The 19712-nt window shown below is 51.7% G+C and carries 16 protein-coding genes; 9 read left to right on the plus strand and 7 right to left on the minus strand.

What is annotated here, in order from left to right:
- Positions 1–104: 104 nt before the first annotated feature.
- The 5 genes from C1752_RS22335 to C1752_RS22355 form a co-directional block, all read right to left on the minus strand.
- Positions 105–623: a cupin domain-containing protein gene (locus C1752_RS22335; protein ID WP_110988273.1), complete on the minus strand. Its 519-nt coding sequence runs from the start codon at positions 621–623 to the stop codon at positions 105–107.
- On the minus strand, positions 623–2020 hold the full coding sequence (locus C1752_RS22340; protein WP_110988274.1) for a pyridoxal phosphate-dependent decarboxylase family protein: 1398 nt from the start codon (positions 2018–2020) through the stop codon (positions 623–625). The genes C1752_RS22335 and C1752_RS22340 overlap by 1 nt, the downstream gene beginning before the upstream one ends.
- Before the next feature lie 700 nt (positions 2021–2720).
- Positions 2721–4058: a DUF3370 domain-containing protein gene (locus C1752_RS22345; RefSeq protein WP_110988275.1), complete on the minus strand. Its 1338-nt coding sequence runs from the start codon at positions 4056–4058 to the stop codon at positions 2721–2723.
- Between the two features lie 263 nt (positions 4059–4321).
- Entirely contained in the window at positions 4322–4537 is a 216-nt protein-coding gene (locus C1752_RS22350; protein ID WP_199464489.1) for a hypothetical protein, read from the minus strand.
- Between the two features lie 90 nt (positions 4538–4627).
- Entirely contained in the window at positions 4628–5626 is a 999-nt protein-coding gene (locus C1752_RS22355) for a DMT family transporter (protein ID WP_110988276.1), read from the minus strand.
- Between the two features lie 209 nt (positions 5627–5835).
- Between C1752_RS22355 and C1752_RS22360 the strand changes: the two genes are divergently transcribed.
- The 4 genes from C1752_RS22360 (at position 5836) to C1752_RS22375 (ending at position 12282) form a co-directional block, all read left to right on the plus strand.
- The gene (locus C1752_RS22360; protein WP_146242401.1) at positions 5836–7581 is read left to right on the plus strand and encodes an NAD(P)H-dependent oxidoreductase; all 1746 of its coding nucleotides are present in this window, start codon (positions 5836–5838) and stop codon (positions 7579–7581) included.
- Positions 7582–7650: 69 nt separating this feature from the next.
- Positions 7651–9993, plus strand: a complete 2343-nt coding sequence (locus C1752_RS22365; RefSeq protein ID WP_110988278.1) for an ATP-binding protein — start codon at positions 7651–7653, stop codon at positions 9991–9993.
- On the plus strand, positions 9986–10444 hold the full coding sequence (locus C1752_RS22370; protein ID WP_110988279.1) for a response regulator: 459 nt from the start codon (positions 9986–9988) through the stop codon (positions 10442–10444). The genes C1752_RS22365 and C1752_RS22370 overlap by 8 nt, the downstream gene beginning before the upstream one ends.
- Positions 10445–10569: 125 nt before the next feature.
- Positions 10570–12282, plus strand: a complete 1713-nt coding sequence (locus tag C1752_RS22375) for an ATP-binding protein (RefSeq protein WP_233501829.1) — start codon at positions 10570–10572, stop codon at positions 12280–12282.
- Between the two features lie 102 nt (positions 12283–12384).
- Here the strand turns inward: C1752_RS22375 and C1752_RS22380 are convergent, their stop codons facing one another.
- Positions 12385–12795 carry a response regulator gene (locus tag C1752_RS22380; protein ID WP_110988281.1) on the minus strand — a complete coding sequence of 137 codons (411 nt, stop codon included), beginning with the start codon at positions 12793–12795 and terminating at the stop codon, positions 12385–12387.
- A gap of 473 nt (positions 12796–13268) precedes the next feature.
- On the opposite strand from C1752_RS22380, the gene C1752_RS22385 reads away from it, so the two are divergent.
- From C1752_RS22385 to C1752_RS22405, 5 genes are all read left to right on the plus strand, one after another.
- Complete coding sequence (locus C1752_RS22385; protein ID WP_110988282.1) at positions 13269–14513, plus strand: acetate kinase; 1245 nt, start codon at positions 13269–13271, stop codon at positions 14511–14513.
- Positions 14514–14663: 150 nt separating this feature from the next.
- On the plus strand, positions 14664–15374 hold the full coding sequence (locus C1752_RS22390; RefSeq protein ID WP_110988283.1) for a response regulator transcription factor: 711 nt from the start codon (positions 14664–14666) through the stop codon (positions 15372–15374).
- Between the two features lie 62 nt (positions 15375–15436).
- Positions 15437–16825, plus strand: a complete 1389-nt coding sequence (locus C1752_RS22395) for a sensor histidine kinase (RefSeq protein WP_110988284.1) — start codon at positions 15437–15439, stop codon at positions 16823–16825.
- Positions 16826–17102: 277 nt separating this feature from the next.
- Positions 17103–17783, plus strand: coding sequence for an EcsC family protein (locus C1752_RS22400; RefSeq protein WP_110988285.1), 681 nt, complete (start codon positions 17103–17105; stop codon positions 17781–17783).
- Positions 17784–17820: 37 nt separating this feature from the next.
- Entirely contained in the window at positions 17821–18870 is a 1050-nt protein-coding gene (locus tag C1752_RS22405) for a DNA topoisomerase IB (RefSeq protein ID WP_110988286.1), read from the plus strand.
- Between the two features lie 78 nt (positions 18871–18948).
- Here the strand turns inward: C1752_RS22405 and C1752_RS22410 are convergent, their stop codons facing one another.
- Entirely contained in the window at positions 18949–19605 is a 657-nt protein-coding gene (locus tag C1752_RS22410; protein WP_110988287.1) for a hypothetical protein, read from the minus strand.
- Positions 19606–19712 lie beyond the last annotated feature (107 nt).

The raw sequence follows: 19712 nt of genomic DNA on the forward strand, positions 1-19712 counted from the left end.
ACTCTCCGGGTCACACTAAACCGCCAAGCTGAGAGTAATGTGAATGCACTCTGAACGGAACATAAAGGACTCATCAGTTTTGCCGCTCACGTGAGTTTTTGGCTTCAGGCAACATCCAAGTGAGCAATCGGCCTTGTTTCGAACGAGACACCTTTTTGGGCATCTTCTGAGTAAACATGAAAAGTGTGGCCGGGTTCAAGGCATGTGACCCGATGAATAAAATTGTCGTAGCGTCCGATCTGCCCCAAACACCAAGTCGAGTCCGTGGCGCCAAAAAGCTGGCTGCCGGTATACTGCAGGCCAATGGCGCTGTGGGTAAAGTATTCCATCTCAAAAATACCGCTGATCACATAGTAGAAAGAGAACGCGGGATGGCCATGAATAGGCGTGACGGCCTGTTGATCCCATCGGATCACCAAAGCTTCAAAGCCTCTCTGGGCAGCTTCCTTGGTAATTGGATTGCGCGTATACGCCGAGGCGGCAAAGGCAAGATGATTTAGCTCAGGGAATTGGCAGGCGGTGATTTGATGCTGTAGCCAAGGTCCAAGACTAGAGAAGTCTGTGGCCTGGTCTCGATGGTGGAGAAATTGCTGAAATAAAGTTTCCAGGTTTGAGGGCGGCATTAAACGGCTTCCTGTTCTAGAGTCTGGGCAGTGGCAACCAGTGCCTCAAAAAAGGTCTCTAAATCTTCTGAGCTCGTTTGGTTATTGCAAATGACGAGACGAAAGACGGTGCTCCCATCCAGCTCGGCATAGTTCACCATTGCGATTCTTTGCTCCAGTAACGCGGCCCGAATTCTTAGCGTCAGGTCGTTGGCGCACTGCTGCGGCTCTTTAGGAATGTACTGAAAACAAAGGTTGAGGCTGACACGAGGCGTGACGAGCCTCAATGATGGGTGGGCGTCAATAATGGACTCTGCATAAGCTGCCAACTCAAAATATCGATCAATCAGAGCTTCCCAGCCTCTATCCCCCAAGTGCTTCCAGGCTAGCCACAGCTTCACTGCATCGACTCGCCGCCCACAGTGCATCGTGCTCAGGCCCAGGTCAACCGGATCTTCGTCTCCCGCATGGAATAGATATTCGGTGTCGCTGGCGGTAAAAGTGTCCTGCATCAGGCCGCGATGTTTGACCAGCAGCACTGAGCAAACAAGGGATAGCCCCATCATTTTGTGGGCATCCCAGACAACCGAGTCGGCGAGTTCAGCGCCCGCCATTAGGTGCCGATGGCTAGCGCTCAAAAGGACGCCGCCGCCCCAGGAACCGTCAATGTGAAACCAGAGATTTTCCCGTTGCGCCACTGCAGCAATTTCAGTGAAGGGGTCAAAAACGCCTCTGACCGTTGTTCCGGCGGTGCCGACGACAAAAAAGGGCTGGGCACCTTGGGCATGGGCTTTGGCGATCAAAGCCTCTAGCTCTGTGACAATCATGGCTCCGTTTTCGTCAACGGGAACTTTCCAAACCTGTCTTGCGCCCAAACCTAACAGTTGCGCGGCTTTGACGAAAGAGTAGTGCGCTTCAGCAGAGACAAAGGCAATCAGCGGTGGGGCACCGAGCATCCCGATTTGCTTAGCGCTGGGTAAGGCTTTGTGGGTTGCGATCGCAACTGCCATCAGATTGCCGTTACTGCCCCCGGTCGTGAACTGTCCCTCAGGTTCAGAGAAGCCCACAAAGCTGCCCATTTTGGCAATCAAAGCATTTTCAATGAGCGTCGCGGCCGGTGCCACCTCATAGGTATACATTGACGTATTCGTCGCGCTGGTGAGGATCTCTCCCATAAAACCCGCCGCATTGAACCCGCCCCAAAGCTGATTGAAATAGGTCGGGTGAGCTGTTTTGACGGCATAGCTCAAATAGTTTGAGATTTCTGCATGCAAGTGTTCTAATGATGTACCAACGGCGGGCAATTCAAGAGAAAGCTGCTGCTCCAACTCTGCAGGTTCAAGTGGCTCAGATTGTGCATCAGCAAAAAACTGTTCGAGCTGATGCAAGAGACCCAGATAGTCGGATGCTTTGAACATAGGCGGCAAAAATTACTGTATCAAGCACACTTATATAAAAACGCAGCAAGATGAGACGAAGCTTTGTAAATTCCGATCAAATACTGAAAAATTCTGAATCGGTATCGCTTTCTACAAAAACAGCTTGATCGCGGGAGTGCCTTACCTTAAGTGTTGATCCTGGGTTCCCTGAATCTACCAAGAGATCTTATAGCAGTACCCGGCTGAGTTAGGACAGCCCTTCTTTAGCACAGACGAGTTTCAGCCATTTTTATGTCCTAATCAATACGTGTACCGCGATAAAAGGCGATTCTGCTGATTCGTCATTAGCAGAATTGCCGGGATTATGATCACCGCCTTCCTCTTCTCGAATATCTGCTTGAACTCTTTTCTTCAGATATCGAACTGCTTTTTATGAAATAAAAGCTATTTTTTACTGGTTTTTGATTAATTCTTCTGTCAATTATTTTATATACAAGCAATCAAAAATTATTCAATTTGCAAATTTCAAGAATTATCGTTCCAGTTTTTATCTCTCCTCAGATTATTCTCACTCTCACTCTTTTTTCAATAATATGATTGGGTTTCAGTCCAATTCAATCCTGTCTTAAATGGAGATCTAAGCATGTCATTATTACTCCCCGGAAGCACCGTTCTATCATTTATTAGTGATTTTGAAGGCAGTGATTCTGACAGGCTGATGAGATAAAATCATCTTCACCTACAAAGAGCGAACCGTTAGCACCTGTGGCGGCACCGAATCAGGTGGATAGATCAACTCAACCTTGACATGCTGGGTGGCCTTCGGGGCGATCGACAACGTAGCTAGAGGTTTCCCCTGCTCCCCACAGCGTTGCACCAAATGAAAATACTGTGGCCTAGAAATACTCCTGCTAGACTGACCGTCAGGAAAACTAAGCTTGATCGTCCCCCGGAAGCAGGGCGGTCCAGCAGGCGATTTGAGAAAACGGAGTCCTTTGCGCGTCAGTCGGTCTTCTTTAATTGGCGTCTGCAACGCAATGGTAACGGTCTTGGAGCGCTTAGTGGAATTGTGCAGCGGCAGGTCTAAATCATACTTGAGACCATAGTTGCCATTCGAGAGATAGGCCGTATCGCCATAGCGCGCCAGCATCGGAGCGCTTTGTATCTGCTGAGTGCCCAGGGTGCCCCGATGTAGCGAATTGATCACGTAAGAGAACCCCTTGCCCGATTTAGGCACCTTTAGCACATCAGAACGAGAGCTATCCGTCAGCGTTCCTCGCCACTCGCCACCCTTTGAAACGCCTGCGACTCGACCATAAATAAACTTCTGTCCCTTGAAGTCTAGCGGTGAAGGCACTTTATCTCGGGGCCTGATCAATTCTCCTTTTGCCAGCAGCAGTTTCCAGGTCGCTAAGCTGGGGCCGCTGTAGTTTGCCTTACCATGCTTCGCCATACTGGCGACATAGAGCGGGCCATTACTCCGTAATCGGATCCAGGTGGTGCGACTGTTGCTGGGCGGAATCGCACGATTGACCAGCATGTAGCTTTCTCGAGGAGGAACGACCACACCCGAAGACCAGCCGGGCTGACTCTGATCACGCAGAATAACGCCCGCAATCCGACTACCGGGTCCAGAAAATACTTTGCCCGTTGGATCTTTAATCTGAGCGGCCAGCGGAACAAAGGGCGCATGAGCGCTGCTCAAATAGCTTGCCGCCTGGAGGACCTTCACTTCAACGGGTTTACTGGTGGGGTTGTGGAGCAAAACCCCTTGATAGAGAGAGCGATTGCCCCGTCGGGACCAACGCCGGGTCACATGATGTGCAAAAACATAGAACTCTCCCGTCAAAGAATAGTTTAGATGGGCCTCAGGCGATGCTTTGCCTGATTCGGGAAAGGTAGACAGCAAAATCCCCCCTGTATTAATCAGTTCAGGACTATTACTGTGCAAGAAAGGGCGGTTATCTAGCGCTCCAGGTAATGCTCGAACTTCCTGTGGAATAACGACCTCTGAACTCGCAGCAAGAACGGGTGCTGCCTGGGACAAAAGCAAGGATGCTAGAAAAATAGATGCCATATGGAGCCAGATCACAATCGAGCGTATCTTATCAAAACGAGAGATCGGACACTTTGATACGATGCTGCACTGGCCGTCTTGCTGTTGAAGGCTCCGAAGTGGAGATGTTGGCTCTAGCTTAGGGGGCCTTCCTCATTGCGATGGAACGTTGAAGAGACCTACACATCAAGCTCCATTAGCACCTCCTAGAGTTGGGACGCTAGGGACAGTGCAATTTCTGAATCAGGCGAATGTCATCGTCAACGTGAAGGAAAAGCTGAAGACTAGCGGCTTTCGTACAGCTTATCAACGGTCTCTTCCGTTTTTGCATCAGGATTCTGAGGTTTGATGCTGGGTAACAAACCGATCAACATTTTGTTCAGGGTTGTTCGAGTATTGAGGCTATATCCAGCCACAGGCTCGGGGAAAACGCGATCGCCTAGAAAAATAAATAGAAGAGCTATTGTCAATACAGCCAGAGTCAGCTTTTTGAAATCCATAATCTAGCGCCAGTCTTTTTTCTAGGGTTCCCACCTGGTCTCCTGAGCACTGCTTCGATCAAAGTTAAGAGGCGCATGACTGACTCAAGCCTAGGGAGCTGATGCTGCGTTCTCAGGTTCCTGCATCATCATTTCTGATTTGGACCCTGGCTTCTTGGACCCGCCGAGACTTGCAATCAGCACACCCAGAATAATGATGATTAAGGTTCCGACCTGAATGCTAGAGGGACGCTCTCCATTGAGCAAAAAGGCGTAGGTGACGCCAAAGATGGGCGAAATCACCGTCAGACGACCAATGGTTCTAGAGTCTAATCGCTCATTGGAGGCGTACCACAGAAACTGGGCCAGTACGATCACAACTAGCGAATAGACAGACATAATAATCCACAGTTTGCCGCTAAAGGCATCGCCAAAATGATTGGGGCCAAATAGCTTCATGGCGATGAAGAAAAAGATCACCGAGGAGAGCAGGTTGCGAGAAAACACGACAACGGGCAACGGTGCCGCTTTTTGTACCATCAGTTTGTTCACGAGGGCCGATACTGCAAACACAAGGGTAGAGAGCAGGATTAAGAAGTCTCCCTGGTTGATTTGAAAGTTGCTGGTTTTAAGTGCGATCGCAACGACCCCTACCCCAATCAGCGAAAACCCAAACCACTCCATCGGTCGAATCCGTTTGCCCAAAATCATCGCCCCGGCCAGGGCAAATAACACTGGCCCTAACCGTCCCAGCAGGACCGCATTCGTCACGGTCGTAAACTGCAGGCCCAAGAAAATCAGCGCCGATAACAGCGTTGCCAAACATCCATTCACAAATAGGCCGATTTGTACCTTCAGCTTGAGCGCCTTGAATTCTCGGATAATTCTGCCCAAGCCAAACCAAGTGCCCACCGAGATCGCAGCACAGAGATTGCCCACAAACAGAATGTTGCAAAACGAGATGGGGTGTACCGCTCCCCCCCCTAACTCTGAGCCTTTAGCAATCAAAAAGGCAATCAGAGCTGGACGCGCCGCCGCCAGAGCGCGAGATGCAATCAGCATTGCCTGAGGATTAAGACGGTGAGGCTGGGTCGCCAGCATTTCGTTCATTGGGGGCAGGTCCGGCAGACAACTTAACCTCGTAGTTTACTGAATCATGGGGGGCCAAGAATGAGATAAGGCTGACAGAATAACGAATACAAGCCGAGTCGGACCTCTTTTCATGCAAAAGTGGTCAATTTTATGAGCGAATCAGCAGCAATCTCTCAGGTCTGCTTCAGCGTCAGCCCAGGTTAAGACAACAGGATGGGAGCGTCCCTGTGACATCGTTCTCATTCACTGCAGTTATGGCTCCCCTCAAGATTCTGTTTGTCAACTGTACCTTGAAGCAATCTCCAGAGATCAGCAATACTGAAGCGCTCTGGAATTATGTTGCAGAACGATACCGCCAAAAGGGTTGTCAGGTAGAACAGGTTAGAAGCATTGATTTCAAGTTTCCCATCGAAATCATGCCGGAGGGTCGGGATGCATTGCTACCGCTATTTGAGCAAGTTCAAGCAACAGATATTTTGATTGTGGGACTCTCGGGTACCCGATCATCGGCCTATCAGAGGCTGCTTGAATATCTTCAGGATATCTGCCAAATTCGTGCCGAGCCAACCACGGGACAATCCCCCGTCTACAACAAGGTTTTTGGTGTGGTGATGGTGAGCGGAGCCCCTCACGACATTGCTCAGACTTGCTATGAATTTAGCCAGTTGGGATGTGTTAATCCACCGAATAATGCCGTCACTTGGCTGCCGTCGGTAGAGTTTAGCGAGGACTTTATGGCGGCAAACGGCAAGCAGCCGATCCAGGTGAATCAGGAGGCACGGCTGCTGGTGGAACATTCGGTTGCGATCGCAACCCTCCTCCAAAGCTCTCCCCTCACCGCCAACCAACGGGCCGCAACCCACGAAACCCAGGCGATTGCAGACCAGGCTACGCCCGCAAGTCCAACGCTGCTGACGCCAAAAACCGTCCGCACAGACGATCATCTCGACGGCCTTGACCCGCATCGTCTAACCAAGCGAATCTGGACCGTGATGCAGGAAGGAATACGGCGAGGATTTACCTTTAAGGTTTTTAGCCTAGAGGACCGAACCTTTCAGGCCGAGCGAGAGGGAAAAGGCTTTCTCTACAAAATCTATCCGGGGCATTTCTCTTTTCGCAGGCAGTACGAGGACTACGACTACGAGCAGTTTAAATCGCGTAAGCTAGCGCTGATGCAGCAAGACGGCCTATCCATACCCACCTCCTATGGCACCTTTAAGACCTTTGCCGAGATTCCCCTAGAGACACTCTCTTACCCGCTGGTGGCCAAACCTGATTCAGGCTCCCTCAGCGAAAATGTGTTTCCGAATTTAGGTACGGTTGCTCAGCTTCGGCAGGCAACCGCCGTCATTGAGGCCAGTGGCGGCGTGATTAAACTGGAGTCGCACATTGCCGGGCGTGATTACCGGGTACTGATTATTAATCATCAGTATGCCGGATGCGTGGAGCGACGGCCCGCCAATATCACCGGCGACGGAGAACGGACGATTTTAGAGCTGTTTCAGGCGCGGAATCAAGAAGAGGGAAGAGGCGATCGCAACGAAGCCCACACGACCCTGCATCAACTCGTCTTTGACCACACCAGCCGCCAACTTTTACACAGAGCAAACTACACCCTTGAGACCGTCTTGCCTGCAGGCAAAATGTTCTTCCTACAGAAGAAAATTACGGCATCGACGGGGGCTGACTACGTAGACTGCACCGATCGGCTCCATCCCGACACGATTAAAGACTGCATTGCGTTCTCCCACCATTTTTCAACCCTGACTCTGGGCTTTGATCTGATGACGATGGATCTCTCACGCCCGCTTGCTGAAACAGGCGGGGCCTTCAATGAATATAACTTTCTGCCCTATGTTGACCTCCACGAAAACTGTAATATCGGTCAACAGCGGCCGGTCTGTCAGTTGATCTGGGACTATATCGAAGCGCATGCAGCCCAGATTGTCACCTCTGATTTCAACGTCTTCTAAAAAAGCCAACAGGGGCTGGCAATTAGCATAATGATGAAGGACTGTGCGTAAGAGCTGATTCCAGCAGGTATGACTTCATCTAGTTTCGTCTCTCAGATCAAACAACAAATAACGACGCTCACGAATCCCGATATCGCGCCGCCCGATGTCTCTTTGACCAATTGCGATCGCGAACCGATTCACATCCCGAGCGCGATTCAACCCCACGGCGTGTTGCTAACCTTCACCGAAGCAGATCTCACCCTGCTCCAGGTCAGCCGAAACGTCACCACGGTAATAGGGCTAACGCCAGAGCAGCTATGGGGCCAGCCCCTCACGCACCTATTTGCAGCAGAACAGCTTGAGCAGATCCGAGGCTGTCTGACAGCCGATTTTGAACACGTCAATCCCCTGAGATTATCGGTTGAGGTTGACGGTCAAACCCGCTCCTTTGGCGGCATTGTCCACCGTGCGGACACCGTTGTCGTTTTAGAACTCGAACCCCTTCAAGCATCAGATGAAATTGACTTTTTTGACTTCTATCGATTCGTTAAGACCCCCATTAGTCAGCTGCAGAGAACCCAGACCGTTGCTGAACTCTGCCACACTGCTGCGGCTGAGATCCGTCGGATCACTGGGTTTGATCGGGTGATGATCTACCGCTTCGATCAGGCAGGGGCCGGAGACGTAATTGCAGAAGATCGGCGTGCTGACCTCAAAGCTTTCTTAGGGCTACACTATCCCGCCACCGATATCCCTCAGCAGGCCAAACATCTCTATCGTTTGAATCTACTGCGGCTCATTCCTGACGCCGTTTATGAGCCGGTCCCCCTAGAGCCACAGAATAATCCTGTGACCGATGCGCCTTTAGATATGAGTCTATCGGTCCTGCGTAGCGTCTCTTCTGTGCACCGAGAATACTTAGGCAATATGGGCGTACGGGCTTCCATGTCGATTTCTCTGCTGAAGAATCAACAGCTTTGGGGACTGATTGCCTGTCACCACTGCAGCCCCAAACTGCTCTCTTATGAGCTGCGGACCATCTGTGAATTCCTAGGGCAGTCCATTTCTTTAGAGCTAGCGACAAAATCTGAGACGGAAGATCTGGATGATCAGGTGCGGCTACAGTCGATTCAGGCCAACTTTGTTAAAGCTAGCGCTCACTGCCAGACGCTGGCTGACGTTCTGAGTCACAATCCTGATAATTTGATGGCCTTGGGTAGGGCCTCGGGCCTAATTTTCTATGAAGGTGATGCGATCATCAGCTTTGGCCAAACGCCACCGGAACCGGTGATCAGCAAGCTTCTTGACTGGGTAGAGCCGCAGTTTGAGGCAGACGCTGTGCTTTACACAACGGCGTCTTTGGGGCTGCGTTGTCCAGAAATGGCTGACTATCGCCAAGTCGCCAGCGGTTTGATGGCGCTGCGGATTTCTCGCGTTCAAAAGATTTATCTGCTGTGGCTGCGGCCCGAGGTTGTGCAAACGGTGCATTGGGGCGGCCAGCAAAAGCAGCAGGAGGGCGTGGATGCTGACGGTCTAACCTACCTGTCACCCAGGAAGTCCTTTGAGCGCTGGCAGGAGACGGTACAGATGCGATCGCTTCCCTGGAAAGCCTGTGAACAGGAAGCGGCCCTAGAGCTGCGCAGCACAATTATCGGGGTTGTGCTGCAGAAGTCCGATGAGCTGGCTTTGCTCAATGCAGATCTGGAGCGCAGCAATAGCGAACTCGATTCCTTTGCCTATGTCGCCTCCCATGACCTCAAAGAACCGCTGCGGGGCATTCATAACTACTCTAGTTTTCTGATCGAAGACTACGGCGATCAGTTAGGAGAAGAGGGGCAACATAAGCTAGAGACCTTGGTGCGGCTGGCGCAGCGCATGGAGGATTTAATCAGCTCTTTGCTTCACTACTCGCGGTTGGGGCGTGCGGAGCTGGTTTTGCACAGGACTGATATGGGCGAAGTGGTGACAGAGGTGCTAGACGTCATTAAGATCAGTCAGCCGGAGCCGATTGAGTTTCGCATCCCTCGGCCACTGCCGACCTTGGCTTGCGATCGCATCCGCATCAGCGAGCTGTTTACTAATTTGATCAGCAACGCCATCAAGTACAACGATAAGCCACACAAATGGATTGAAATGGGCTACGTGAGCACAGATGAAGACCGTGCGACTTTACCCAGCGCTCTGCAGCAGGCTGGCACCGTTTTCTACGTTCGAGATAACGGCATTGGGATTCGAGACCGGCACTTGGAGAACGTGTTTAAGATTTTCAAACGTCTTCATGCGCCCGGGCGCTACGGTGGCGGCACGGGCGCAGGGCTCACCATCGTCAAAAAAATCGTAGAGCGACATGGGGGTGAGATCATCATTGAGTCAGCCTACGGGGAAGGCAGCACCTTTTACTTCAGCTTGGGCGAGGTTGAACATGTATAAACAGCCATCTCTTTCTCTACTGGTGGTGGAAGACAGCAACGAAGACTTTGAGGCATTCCGACGAATTGTCAATGAAGTTGGGACAATGGACTTATCGATCGTTCGCTGCCATGACGGGGACGACGCCCTAGAGCATTTGCAGCAGAGGCAGGCGGTTCCCCAGCCGCCTTTGCCGGACGTCATTGTCTTAGACCTCAACCTGCCGGGGACAGATGGCCGTGAGGTTATTGCAGAAGTTAAGCAGAATGATAAACTGAAGACGATACCCATTGTGGTTTTGACGACTTCGTCTAATCCTAAAGATGTGGAAGCCTGTTACCGTTTCGGCGCTAATAGCTACATGCTCAAGTCAATGGATATCCGTTTATTCAAAGCCTCTATTCAACAGTTTTTAGACTTCTGGTTTAAGGCGACGGTTTTACCCTCATCAAATCAGGAATCGCGACCTTAACAGATCGTCCAGGCTCCTCTAGCGCAGCTCAGCGGTCTCCGACACGTTTGTCAGCCTCTTGTCCATGCGCGATGTCTTCTGTCTCTGAATCTGCTCCTAGTCTTTCTTCTCCCTACTGGAGAAGCGTGTCGGTTTTGCTTGTTGACGATTCAGAGGTGGACCGCCTCACCTATCGTCGATATTTGCAGGCGACGGTCTCTGCGAACCAAATTATTGAGTGCGACTGCGGTGACGCCGCACTAGAGTCCTGCCGCAGCCAGTGGCCTAGCATCATTTTGCTAGACTACTCTCTGCCGGATATGGATGGCTTGGACTTCTTTCGGCTGCTCGGCCAAGAGCTTGGGAGCTGCCCACCCATCATTATGCTGACGGGCGAAGGCAGTGAGCAAGTTGCGGTGGAGGCCATGAAGGCGGGCGCGAAGGATTATTTAATCAAGGGGCAGTTAACTTCAGAGAAGCTAAACCAGGCCGTAACCCAGGCTCTCTTTGAGCATCAGCTTAAGGCGCAGATTGAGCGCCAGCGGCAGCAGCGAGAACTGCTTAGGGAAGTCGCGCTCAAGGTTATGCAAGCGTCTGAGCTATCGCTAATTTTGCAAGCGGCGGCGAGCGGCGGACGTAAGCTGCTGGGATGCGATCGCACTTTAATTTATCGCTTCGAACCCGATATGAGCGGTACCGTGGTGGCGGAATCAGTACTGCCTGGATGGACGGCAGCAATGGGCTGTCGGCTAGAGGATAACTGCTTTCAAGGTCAGCAAGGTCACAAAGCTGATAAGTATTTACAGGGCCACAAAATGGTGGTTCCTGATGTTGAGTCCGCTGGACTGTCTGACTGTCATCTCCAGATGTTGCAGCAGTTTCAGGTGAAATCAAATTTAGTGGTGCCCATTATCCGAGCAGATGCTCCTTTAAATCAGACAAAGCTCTGGGGACTCTTGATCGCACACCACTGCGAAGAGAAGCATTGCTGGCAACCGGATGATCTAGCGCTACTTGACGAGCTGACGCTGCAGGTTGCGATCGCAATTCAACAGGCCGAATTAGTCAACGGCCTGCAGGCAAGCCTAGAAAAGCAGCAAGCCGTTGACCATCAGCTGCGAGAGCGGGCAGTCGAGTTAGAACGCACTAACCAGCTTCTGGCTCAGAGTACTCAATCCCTCAGCCAGCGTAACCAGGAACTCGACGAGTTTGCACATATCGTTTCCCACGACTTGAAGGCCCCGCTGCGCGGCATTGCCAACCTCTCGCAGTGGATCGTTGAGGATTTGCAGGATCAGGTGCCGGAAGAGAATCAACAGCAGCTAGCTCTGATTCAAAATCGTATTCAACGGATGGACGCCTTGATAGATGGTGTGCTGCAGTATGCACGCGCAGGCCGTCAGACCATTGCCATCAACATGGTAGATGTCCGTCAAATGCTGCTAGAGATCATCGACTCCCTTGCACCACCAGAGACCTTTGAAGTCCAAGTCCCTGCAGCTCTACCTTGCATCGAGACCCAGGCCCTACTGTTACAGCAGGTCTTTTCTAATTTGATCAGTAACGCTCTCAAATACCACGACCGCACAGATGGCACAGTCCAGATTTTACTCGACGAGCAAGGAGACCAGCTTCAGTTCACGGTGATAGATGATGGACCCGGTATCGCGCCTGAGCATCATCAAAGAATTTTTGGAATTTTTCAGACCCTATCAACGACAGACCGAACAAAGGGGACAGGGCTGGGCCTGACCATCATCAAGAAGATCGTTGAACAGCAAGGCGGATCTGTATGGGTTGAATCTGATCTGGGTCAAGGCAGCGCATTTTCATTCACTTGGCCTCGCATTTCAAGCTAGAGGTATTTCAAGAAACTGGCTTTACTTCTGTACTTGCAGTCCGTCTAGGCACAGCAAGTTTGCGAGTTCGGTTGAGAGGTGTAACTTTCGTTGCCCTGAAACTCAACAGAGTTCGCTTGCCTTTGCCACCTCGGTCATGGCTTCTAGGAGGTCACTAATGAGCACGGGTTTGGTGAGATATTCGTCCATGCCCGCTGCCAAGCATTTTTCGCGGTCGCCCCTTGCGGTGTTTGCCGTCAATCCAATGATTGCCGTGTGCTTCTGCTGCCCCTCTCGCTGCCGAAGGATGCGGGTCGCTTCATAGCCACTCATCTCTGGCATGCAACAGTCCATTAGCACGAGGTCGTAGTCTCCAGTGGTCAACTGTTCTAGGGCTTGCCGTCCATTAGTAGCCACGCCTACGCTTTTGACAGTATCTTCCAGAAGCATTTGCAAGAAATCACGACTATCGGGATAGTCTTCTGCAATGAGAACGTTTAAGGTGTCTAAACACTGTTCAGAGGCGCACATCATAAACTTGTTGGAAAAAGTAGCTTCAGCAGAGCCTTAGCGCTGACGATCAACGACAATGACTCCAGTCGTAAGACGATCTTAGCGATGTGTCATGGGAAACAACGACTATCTAGGGGTAGAGATTAAGAGCAGTCTAAAACTGTACCGCCCCAATCGGAGAGCCTGCGCCCTTGGAAAGAGGCTGGGATGGGAACCGTTCTGGTACAGCAGGCCGAGTTGGGATAGCTTTTCTCTGCCACTAATGGGTTTCAGCCGTTTCTGTTATCAATGGTTTCAGCCATCTACATATCCTAATCAAGACGTGTACCGCTACATTGATTGGCAGGCTCTTGAGCTTCGTTTTAGAATCAAAGCCAATCATTCTAGAAATTTATATGGGGGCATCGCCCAGAGTTAAGGCAAAAAGACCGGACGTTCAAAGACCTCAGAGACTCTAATGCAGCCTAAACTCCAGAGCGGGGACATAAGCGACCATGAAAATCTTAGTCCTCAATGCAGGATCCAGCAGCCACAAATGCTGCCTTTACACAATCAAGGGGGCAATCCCAGAGTCTCCTGCTACGCCGCTTTGGGAGGCCCAACTTGATTGGCATGCCCCCAATCATGCCGCTTTGGTCGTTAAAACCGCCGCTGGAGAACAGCGAGAAGAAGACTTATCGTCGGTGACTCGGGCCGACGCCCTTTCGCATTTGCTAGAAACGCTTTGGCAGGGAGAGACTCAAGCGATCCAAAACCTGCAAGAGATTGATGTTGTCGGGCATCGGGTTGTCCATGGAGGGCAGGCATACCAGGCCAGCGTGAGAGTGACGGATGAGGTCAAGGATGCGATCGCAACCCTCTCTCCTTTAGCACCGACCCACAACCCAGCCCATTTAGAGGGCATCGAAATCATTGAGCGGCTGCTGGGTCAGGTGCCTCAAGTCGCCGTTTTTGATACTGCTTTTCACAGCCAAATGCCTGCAGCAGCAGCCATTTATCCCGGTCCCTATGACTGGATAGAACAGGGCATTCGCCGCTATGGATTTCACGGCATCAGCCATCAATACTGTACGCAGCGGGCCTTCCAGATTTTGGGCCGAACGGTGGAACGACTGATCGTTTGTCATCTGGGGAATGGGGCTTCTCTAACCGCAGTCAAGAATGGGCAGAGCATCAACACCACGATGGGATATACACCCTTAGATGGACTGATGATGGGAACGCGGTCAGGAGCGGTGGATCCTGGGATTTTGATCCATCTCATGCGCCAGGGCCACACAGCCGATCAGCTTGACCGTCTACTTAACAAAGAGTCTGGCCTCAAGGGTATTTCGGGGATATCCCATGATTTACGAAAAATTGAAGACGCGATCGTCTCCGACCAGCCGGCCTCTAAGAGAGGAGCTTCATTAACAGCCATCGCCAACGGCAGTGAACGAGCCAAACTTGCGCGGGATATTTATCTGCATCGATTGAAGTCTTGTCTGGGCGAAATGCTCGTGAGTTTGGGGGGACTTGATGCGCTGGTCTTTACCGCAGGCATTGGAGAGCATTCTGCCTCGATTCGGGCTGAGACCTGTGAAGCTCTCGCATTTTTAGGGCTGCAAATCGATCTAGCCCAAAATGACAGTTCTCCCGTTGATCAAGATATTGCGAGGGCCAACTCTACAGCGCGGGTGCTGGTGATTAAAACGCAAGAAGATTGGGCAATTGCTCAGGCTTGCTACGAGCATTTATGAGCAGGTCATTCAGCAAAGACTCGGCAGTACAGATAGCTCTATCTTTAGCTAGAGGCGGGTACCAATGGTGATCTCCTACAATGCTGGAGCCTATTTGTTCTCAGTTTCAAGTTGTTATGACACTAACTACGTTCAGGACCTCTAACGGCTATGAGTGATATTCGTGTTGTCCTGATTGAAGACCATGCTCTGACGCGCATGGGGCTAAAAACAGCTCTGCAGGAACAACCCGGTATGCAGTGCGTGGGCGAATCTTCGTCCGGCCAGGAGGGGTTACGGGTCTTGAAAGATACCCTGCCCGATGTCGCCATCGTTGACATCGGATTGCCGGACATTGACGGCATTGAAGTCACGCAGCAGTTTAAGCAGAATCACGACCCACAGACTGAGCCGAAAACCAAGGTCTTAATTCTGACCAGCCACGACAGCGAAGAGGCGGTACTGGCAGCCTTTGCGGCGGGTGCAGATGCCTACTGCATGAAGGATATTGAGCTGGATAATTTGCTGGTTGCAGTCCGTGATACCTATGCGGGAAATCACTGGATTGACCCTGCGATCGCAAGTATTGTCCTGCGCCAGCTCAAGAGTCCACCCACGGCAGAGACAGACCAGCGCAGCGTTGAGATTGACGCCGTCAAGCCAGAGTTTGAAGAACTGCTAGAGATTTCTCCTTTAACCGACCGAGAGCTAGAGACCCTGGAGCTAATTGTCTCGGGCAAAAGCAATACTGAAATTGCTGAAGCTCTCTTCGTTACGGTGGGTACCGTCAAAACCCACGTCCATAATATTCTACAGAAGCTGGGCGTTGATGACCGAACTCAGGCTGCAGTCAGAGCCTTGCGCTCTGGATTAGTCAGTTAAAAGTTAAGGGAGCCGATAGCGGATACTGAAAGGAGACAAGCCGTTGTTCAGGATAATTCAGTATGTGGCGGACTCTGCAGCAGCTTCTCGCCAGAGTATTCGGGCTACCCAGCGCAGCTCAGGTTAAGGCGCTCAATCAAGCGCTTGTTGTCGAGGTCAGTCGGCGTGAAGCGGCAGAACATCAGCTGGAAGGCTTAAAGGCAACCCTAGGAACGCAGGTAGCTGAACGCACAGAGGCATTAGAAGCATGGACGCAACGACAGGATGCTCTGCTGGCTGAGGCTCAGGAGGCCCAGGCCCATGCTGAAGTAGCACAACAGCAGACACAGCGCGTTCGAGAGCGTTTTCGAGTCACCTTTGAGCAGGCGGCGACGGGGATTGCCCATGTTGACCCCCAAGGACATTGGGTCCGAGTGAATCAAAAGCTCTGTGACATGCTGGGCTATTCTCGGGAGCATTTGATGCAGCTTACTTTTCAGGAAGTCACGCATCCCGATGATTTAGAGGCGGATTTAATGTATCTGCAGCAGATGGTTGATGGGGAAATCTCTAGCTGCTCTTTTGATAAACGCTATATCAATGCCGATCAGGAGGAAGTATGGACCTTCGTGACTGTCTCAGCCGTCCATGACCGAGCAGACCGTCTCTACTTCATTTGCGTGATTGAAGATATTCGAGATCGCAAGCAGGCCGAAGCCGAGCTAGAAAACCGAGCCGAGCAGCTCCTGGTGCTGAATGCCTCCCTATTGCAGACCACCGCAATGCTAGAACGCAAAAACCAAGAACTCGATCAATTTGCCTACATCGCCTCCCACGACCTTAAAGCACCGCTGCGGGCCATTGCCAACCTATCAGCATGGCTAGAAGAAGACTTGACTGGCACCTTACCAGCAGAAAACCAAGAACAGCTACAGCTAATGCGTAGCCGAGTCCACCGCTTAGAGGGGCTGATTGACGGTCTCTTGGACTACTCTCGTGCCGGTCGAATGACACACAAGATCGAGACCGTCAATGTTGTATACCTGGTACAAGAAATCGCGAAGGCTTTAGCACCACCGCCTGGATTTGAAGTGGTCATTGAACCGCATCTACCGGTGCTGCAGACCCATCAGCTACCGCTGCAGCGCGTCTTTTCTAACCTGATTAGTAATGCGATTAAGTATTGCGATCGCACCGACGGCAAAGTAGTCATCAGTTGCCAACCACACCAGCAAACCTTCAGCGTTACCGATAACGGCCCTGGGATTGCCCCTGAATACCAAGAGCGTATTTTCGGCATGTTCCAAACGCTGCAGGCCAGAGACAAGATTGAAAGTACCGGCATTGGACTCGCCATTGTGAAAAAGCTGGTCGAAGCCGAGGGAGGCGAGATTTGGGTAGAATCTCCCCCCGAACAAGGAACGACTTTTCTCTTTACTTGGCCCAGCAAAGACTGGCACGGACTAGGCTAGAGGCAGGATCTAACTTCAGATAGAGGGCTGCAAGCACAAATTCCTGGCATGCTTTGTAAGCATAGATCTTTGAATAGAATATTAGCCCGCTTATTTTCAAACTTAGCGTCAATATATAAATCGACGTTGGGGTAAATATTACGGCGCTGCACTGACGTCTTGGCCCTGTCACTTGAGGAAATTAATGCAGAGCAACATAAGTTTTCTATGAAACCCGAACGGAAGCATTCACCACTGTTCTAGCCACCTTTGTATAGCTTTAATCCAGGCATCACCCATGACTCAATCTCCTCCACAAATGGCTCAAGAAACCTATCAGCAGCTCGAAGCGATGGCCACGGAACTCAGCCGAAACATGGGACAGCTCTTCGAAGGGGCCACTCAAGAAGTCGGTCAGAGCGTGGATGCAGTGGCTCAAAATCCGCTATTGAAGTGGTTAGCTCGACTCCCTGGAGCCAGTAAGCTCCTGACTTTTCTAGGGCAGGCAGATACGGTCCAAATTGAAGCCGAGGTGGCCGATCTGCAACGCCAGCATCCCAGCGATTCCCGCCGCCAAATCGCGGAACGGCTAATCCAGCAGTCAGCGCTGCAGGCAGGGACTGTCGGATTGCTCACGAACTTGGCTCCACCTTTGGCCCTCGCCCTGTTTGCCGTTGATCTGGCTGCCATGACAAAGCTGCAGGCAGAGATGGTGTACCGAATTGCAGCGGCTTACGGCTTTCCGCTCTCTGACTCAACCCGTCGGGGCGAAATTTTAGCCATCTTTGGTCTTTCGATGTTGGGGAGCGGCGTTCTCAAAACAGGAGCCAGCTTTGTAGAGGTATTCCCTGTGGTGGGGGCAATCTCTGGCGCAGCGGTGAACGCCACCCTGCTCTTCGGGCTGGGGCAAACGGCCTGCCAGTTCTATGAATCGAAGCCGTCCCCCACTGAAGTTGTCGTGACCGCTGAGCCAGTTTAGCTATCTCTGTATCATTTAAAGCAAAAGTCATCGATCAATGTCAAATCTCCTTGCTGACCCCGTTCAATCAGCCAGAGCTGCCGGTCTGCGCTATGTCAGTAACGATCGCCCCGGCATTCAGCGCCAAAAGGTTGGCCGAGGGTTTAGCTACATTGACCTAGACGGAAACAGAATTCCGCCGTCGCCCGAACGCGATCGCATCCAAGCTCTTGCCATTCCCCCCGCCTGGACAGAAGTGTGGATTTGCCCTCATCCCCAGGGACATCTGCAGGCCACCGGGCGAGATGCAAAGGGCCGTAAACAATATCGCTATCACCCTGAGTGGCGACGGCTCCGCAGTCGGGCCAAGTTTGATCGCCTCCTGCCCTTTGGGCTGGTGTTGCCGACCCTCCGTCAGCACACCACTCAACATCTCAAGCTGAAGGGCCTTCCCCGTGAGAAGGTGCTAGCCACCGTCGTGCAGCTATTGGGCAAAACGCTGATTCGGGTTGGGAACGATCAGTATGCCCGCCGCAACCGATCCTTTGGGCTGACGACGCTGCGCGATCGTCACGTCGAGATTGAAGAGGGTCAGGTGACCTTTGAGTTTCGCGGCAAGAGCGGCGTAGAACATGCGATCACCCTCGAAGATCCGCGCCTTGCCAAAATCGTGCAGCAGTGCCAAGAGATTCCAGGCTATGAACTGTTTCAGTATTTCGATGAGAATAAGCAGCGTCAGACCGTTGATTCGGGTGACGTGAATGTATATCTGCAGCAGATCACGGGTTCAGACTTCACAGCCAAGGACTTTCGCACTTGGGCTGGGACTGTTCTAACGGCGGCTGAGCTGATCAAGATCAGCGATTTTGAAGATGATCGGCAGGCACAAAAACACGTCAGAGAGACGGTCAAGGCTGTGGCGAAGCAGCTCGGCAACCGACCAGCAACTTGCCGGAAGTACTACATTCATCCGGTGATTATTGAAACCTACATTGAAGCAAAGCTCATCGCCATGATGGAGAAGCGGCGATCAGAGTTGGAACACCACGCTCAGCTTTCCGCCCACGAGACGGGGGTTTTATCCATCCTTCATCAGACATCATCATAGCAACTGTACAGATTAATTTCCCTCCGCTCTGTACATAGAACGAAGGGAGAACGATCTTTTCTGCTCAGACGAATTGCTTTAGCGCTTGTAGTCAGTGTCTGAAGGGAGCGTTGTTGTTCGCACAGGCTCCTGATGATTGACGGGCGTTGTTCCTGTAGAGTCTGGCACGTAATCCGTTGAAGCGCGGTACTCAACCACTTTTTCCTTCTTGCCACCTCGTAGTCCCAGTAGCCCCAGCAGTCCTAGCAGTCCTAGCCATCCCCAGTTGGCACTGTCCTCAACGGCGTTCGCAGCCTGAACGGCTTCCTGCTCTGCTTCTTGAGCAGCCCCCTCTATCGCCTCTCCAGTCTCTTGAGCTGCGCCTTCAATTTCTTCACCCGTCTGCTCAATCGCTTCTCCGGTCGCATCGATGGCTTCGCCTGCAGCTTCTGTCGTATTCTCGGCAGCATTCTCTACCGCTTCTCCGGTGGCGTCAACAGCCTCTCCTGCTTCTTGTACAGTGTTTTCAGCACCCTCTTCTACTGCTTCTCCGGTGTTGCTCAGCCCCTTCTGAATCTGGTCGCCAGCCTGGTCAAAGTTATCACCAGCTTGATTCAGTTCCTGCTCAGCCGCAGGATCCTGTGCAGGGGCAGCCGTACCTTGGGCATGGGCCATCTCCCCGAAAGAAAACAGTGCAACGCTAACGGCCAAGGCAGCGGCGCTAGCGGTCTGTGTCGTTTGCAGAAGGAATTTCATGGGTGTGGACCTCTTTGTCTCAAAATTGGCGGATTCGTTTTTAAAATAATTATATCAACATACTAAACGCCATCAGTGATGCAGGACATCCTGATTGAGATAGAGAG

The organism is Acaryochloris thomasi RCC1774 (genome assembly GCF_003231495.1).
In the GTDB taxonomy this organism is placed as follows: domain Bacteria; phylum Cyanobacteriota; class Cyanobacteriia; order Thermosynechococcales; family Thermosynechococcaceae; genus RCC1774.

Coding starts and splice junctions, on each gene's coding strand:
- C1752_RS22335 (WP_110988273.1), bottom strand. CDS start 623: ATGCCGCCCTCAAACCTGGAAACTTTATTTCAGCAATTTCTCCACCAT.
- C1752_RS22340 (WP_110988274.1), bottom strand. CDS start 2,020: ATGTTCAAAGCATCCGACTATCTGGGTCTCTTGCATCAGCTCGAACAG.
- C1752_RS22345 (WP_110988275.1), bottom strand. CDS start 4,058: ATGGCATCTATTTTTCTAGCATCCTTGCTTTTGTCCCAGGCAGCACCC.
- C1752_RS22350 (WP_199464489.1), bottom strand. CDS start 4,537: ATGGATTTCAAAAAGCTGACTCTGGCTGTATTGACAATAGCTCTTCTA.
- C1752_RS22355 (WP_110988276.1), bottom strand. CDS start 5,626: ATGAACGAAATGCTGGCGACCCAGCCTCACCGTCTTAATCCTCAGGCA.
- C1752_RS22365 (WP_110988278.1), top strand. CDS start 7,651: ATGACTTCATCTAGTTTCGTCTCTCAGATCAAACAACAAATAACGACG.
- C1752_RS22370 (WP_110988279.1), top strand. CDS start 9,986: ATGTATAAACAGCCATCTCTTTCTCTACTGGTGGTGGAAGACAGCAAC.
- C1752_RS22380 (WP_110988281.1), bottom strand. CDS start 12,795: ATGATGTGCGCCTCTGAACAGTGTTTAGACACCTTAAACGTTCTCATT.
- C1752_RS22385 (WP_110988282.1), top strand. CDS start 13,269: ATGAAAATCTTAGTCCTCAATGCAGGATCCAGCAGCCACAAATGCTGC.
- C1752_RS22390 (WP_110988283.1), top strand. CDS start 14,664: ATGAGTGATATTCGTGTTGTCCTGATTGAAGACCATGCTCTGACGCGC.
- C1752_RS22395 (WP_110988284.1), top strand. CDS start 15,437: ATGTGGCGGACTCTGCAGCAGCTTCTCGCCAGAGTATTCGGGCTACCC.
- C1752_RS22400 (WP_110988285.1), top strand. CDS start 17,103: ATGACTCAATCTCCTCCACAAATGGCTCAAGAAACCTATCAGCAGCTC.
- C1752_RS22405 (WP_110988286.1), top strand. CDS start 17,821: ATGTCAAATCTCCTTGCTGACCCCGTTCAATCAGCCAGAGCTGCCGGT.
- C1752_RS22410 (WP_110988287.1), bottom strand. CDS start 19,605: ATGAAATTCCTTCTGCAAACGACACAGACCGCTAGCGCCGCTGCCTTG.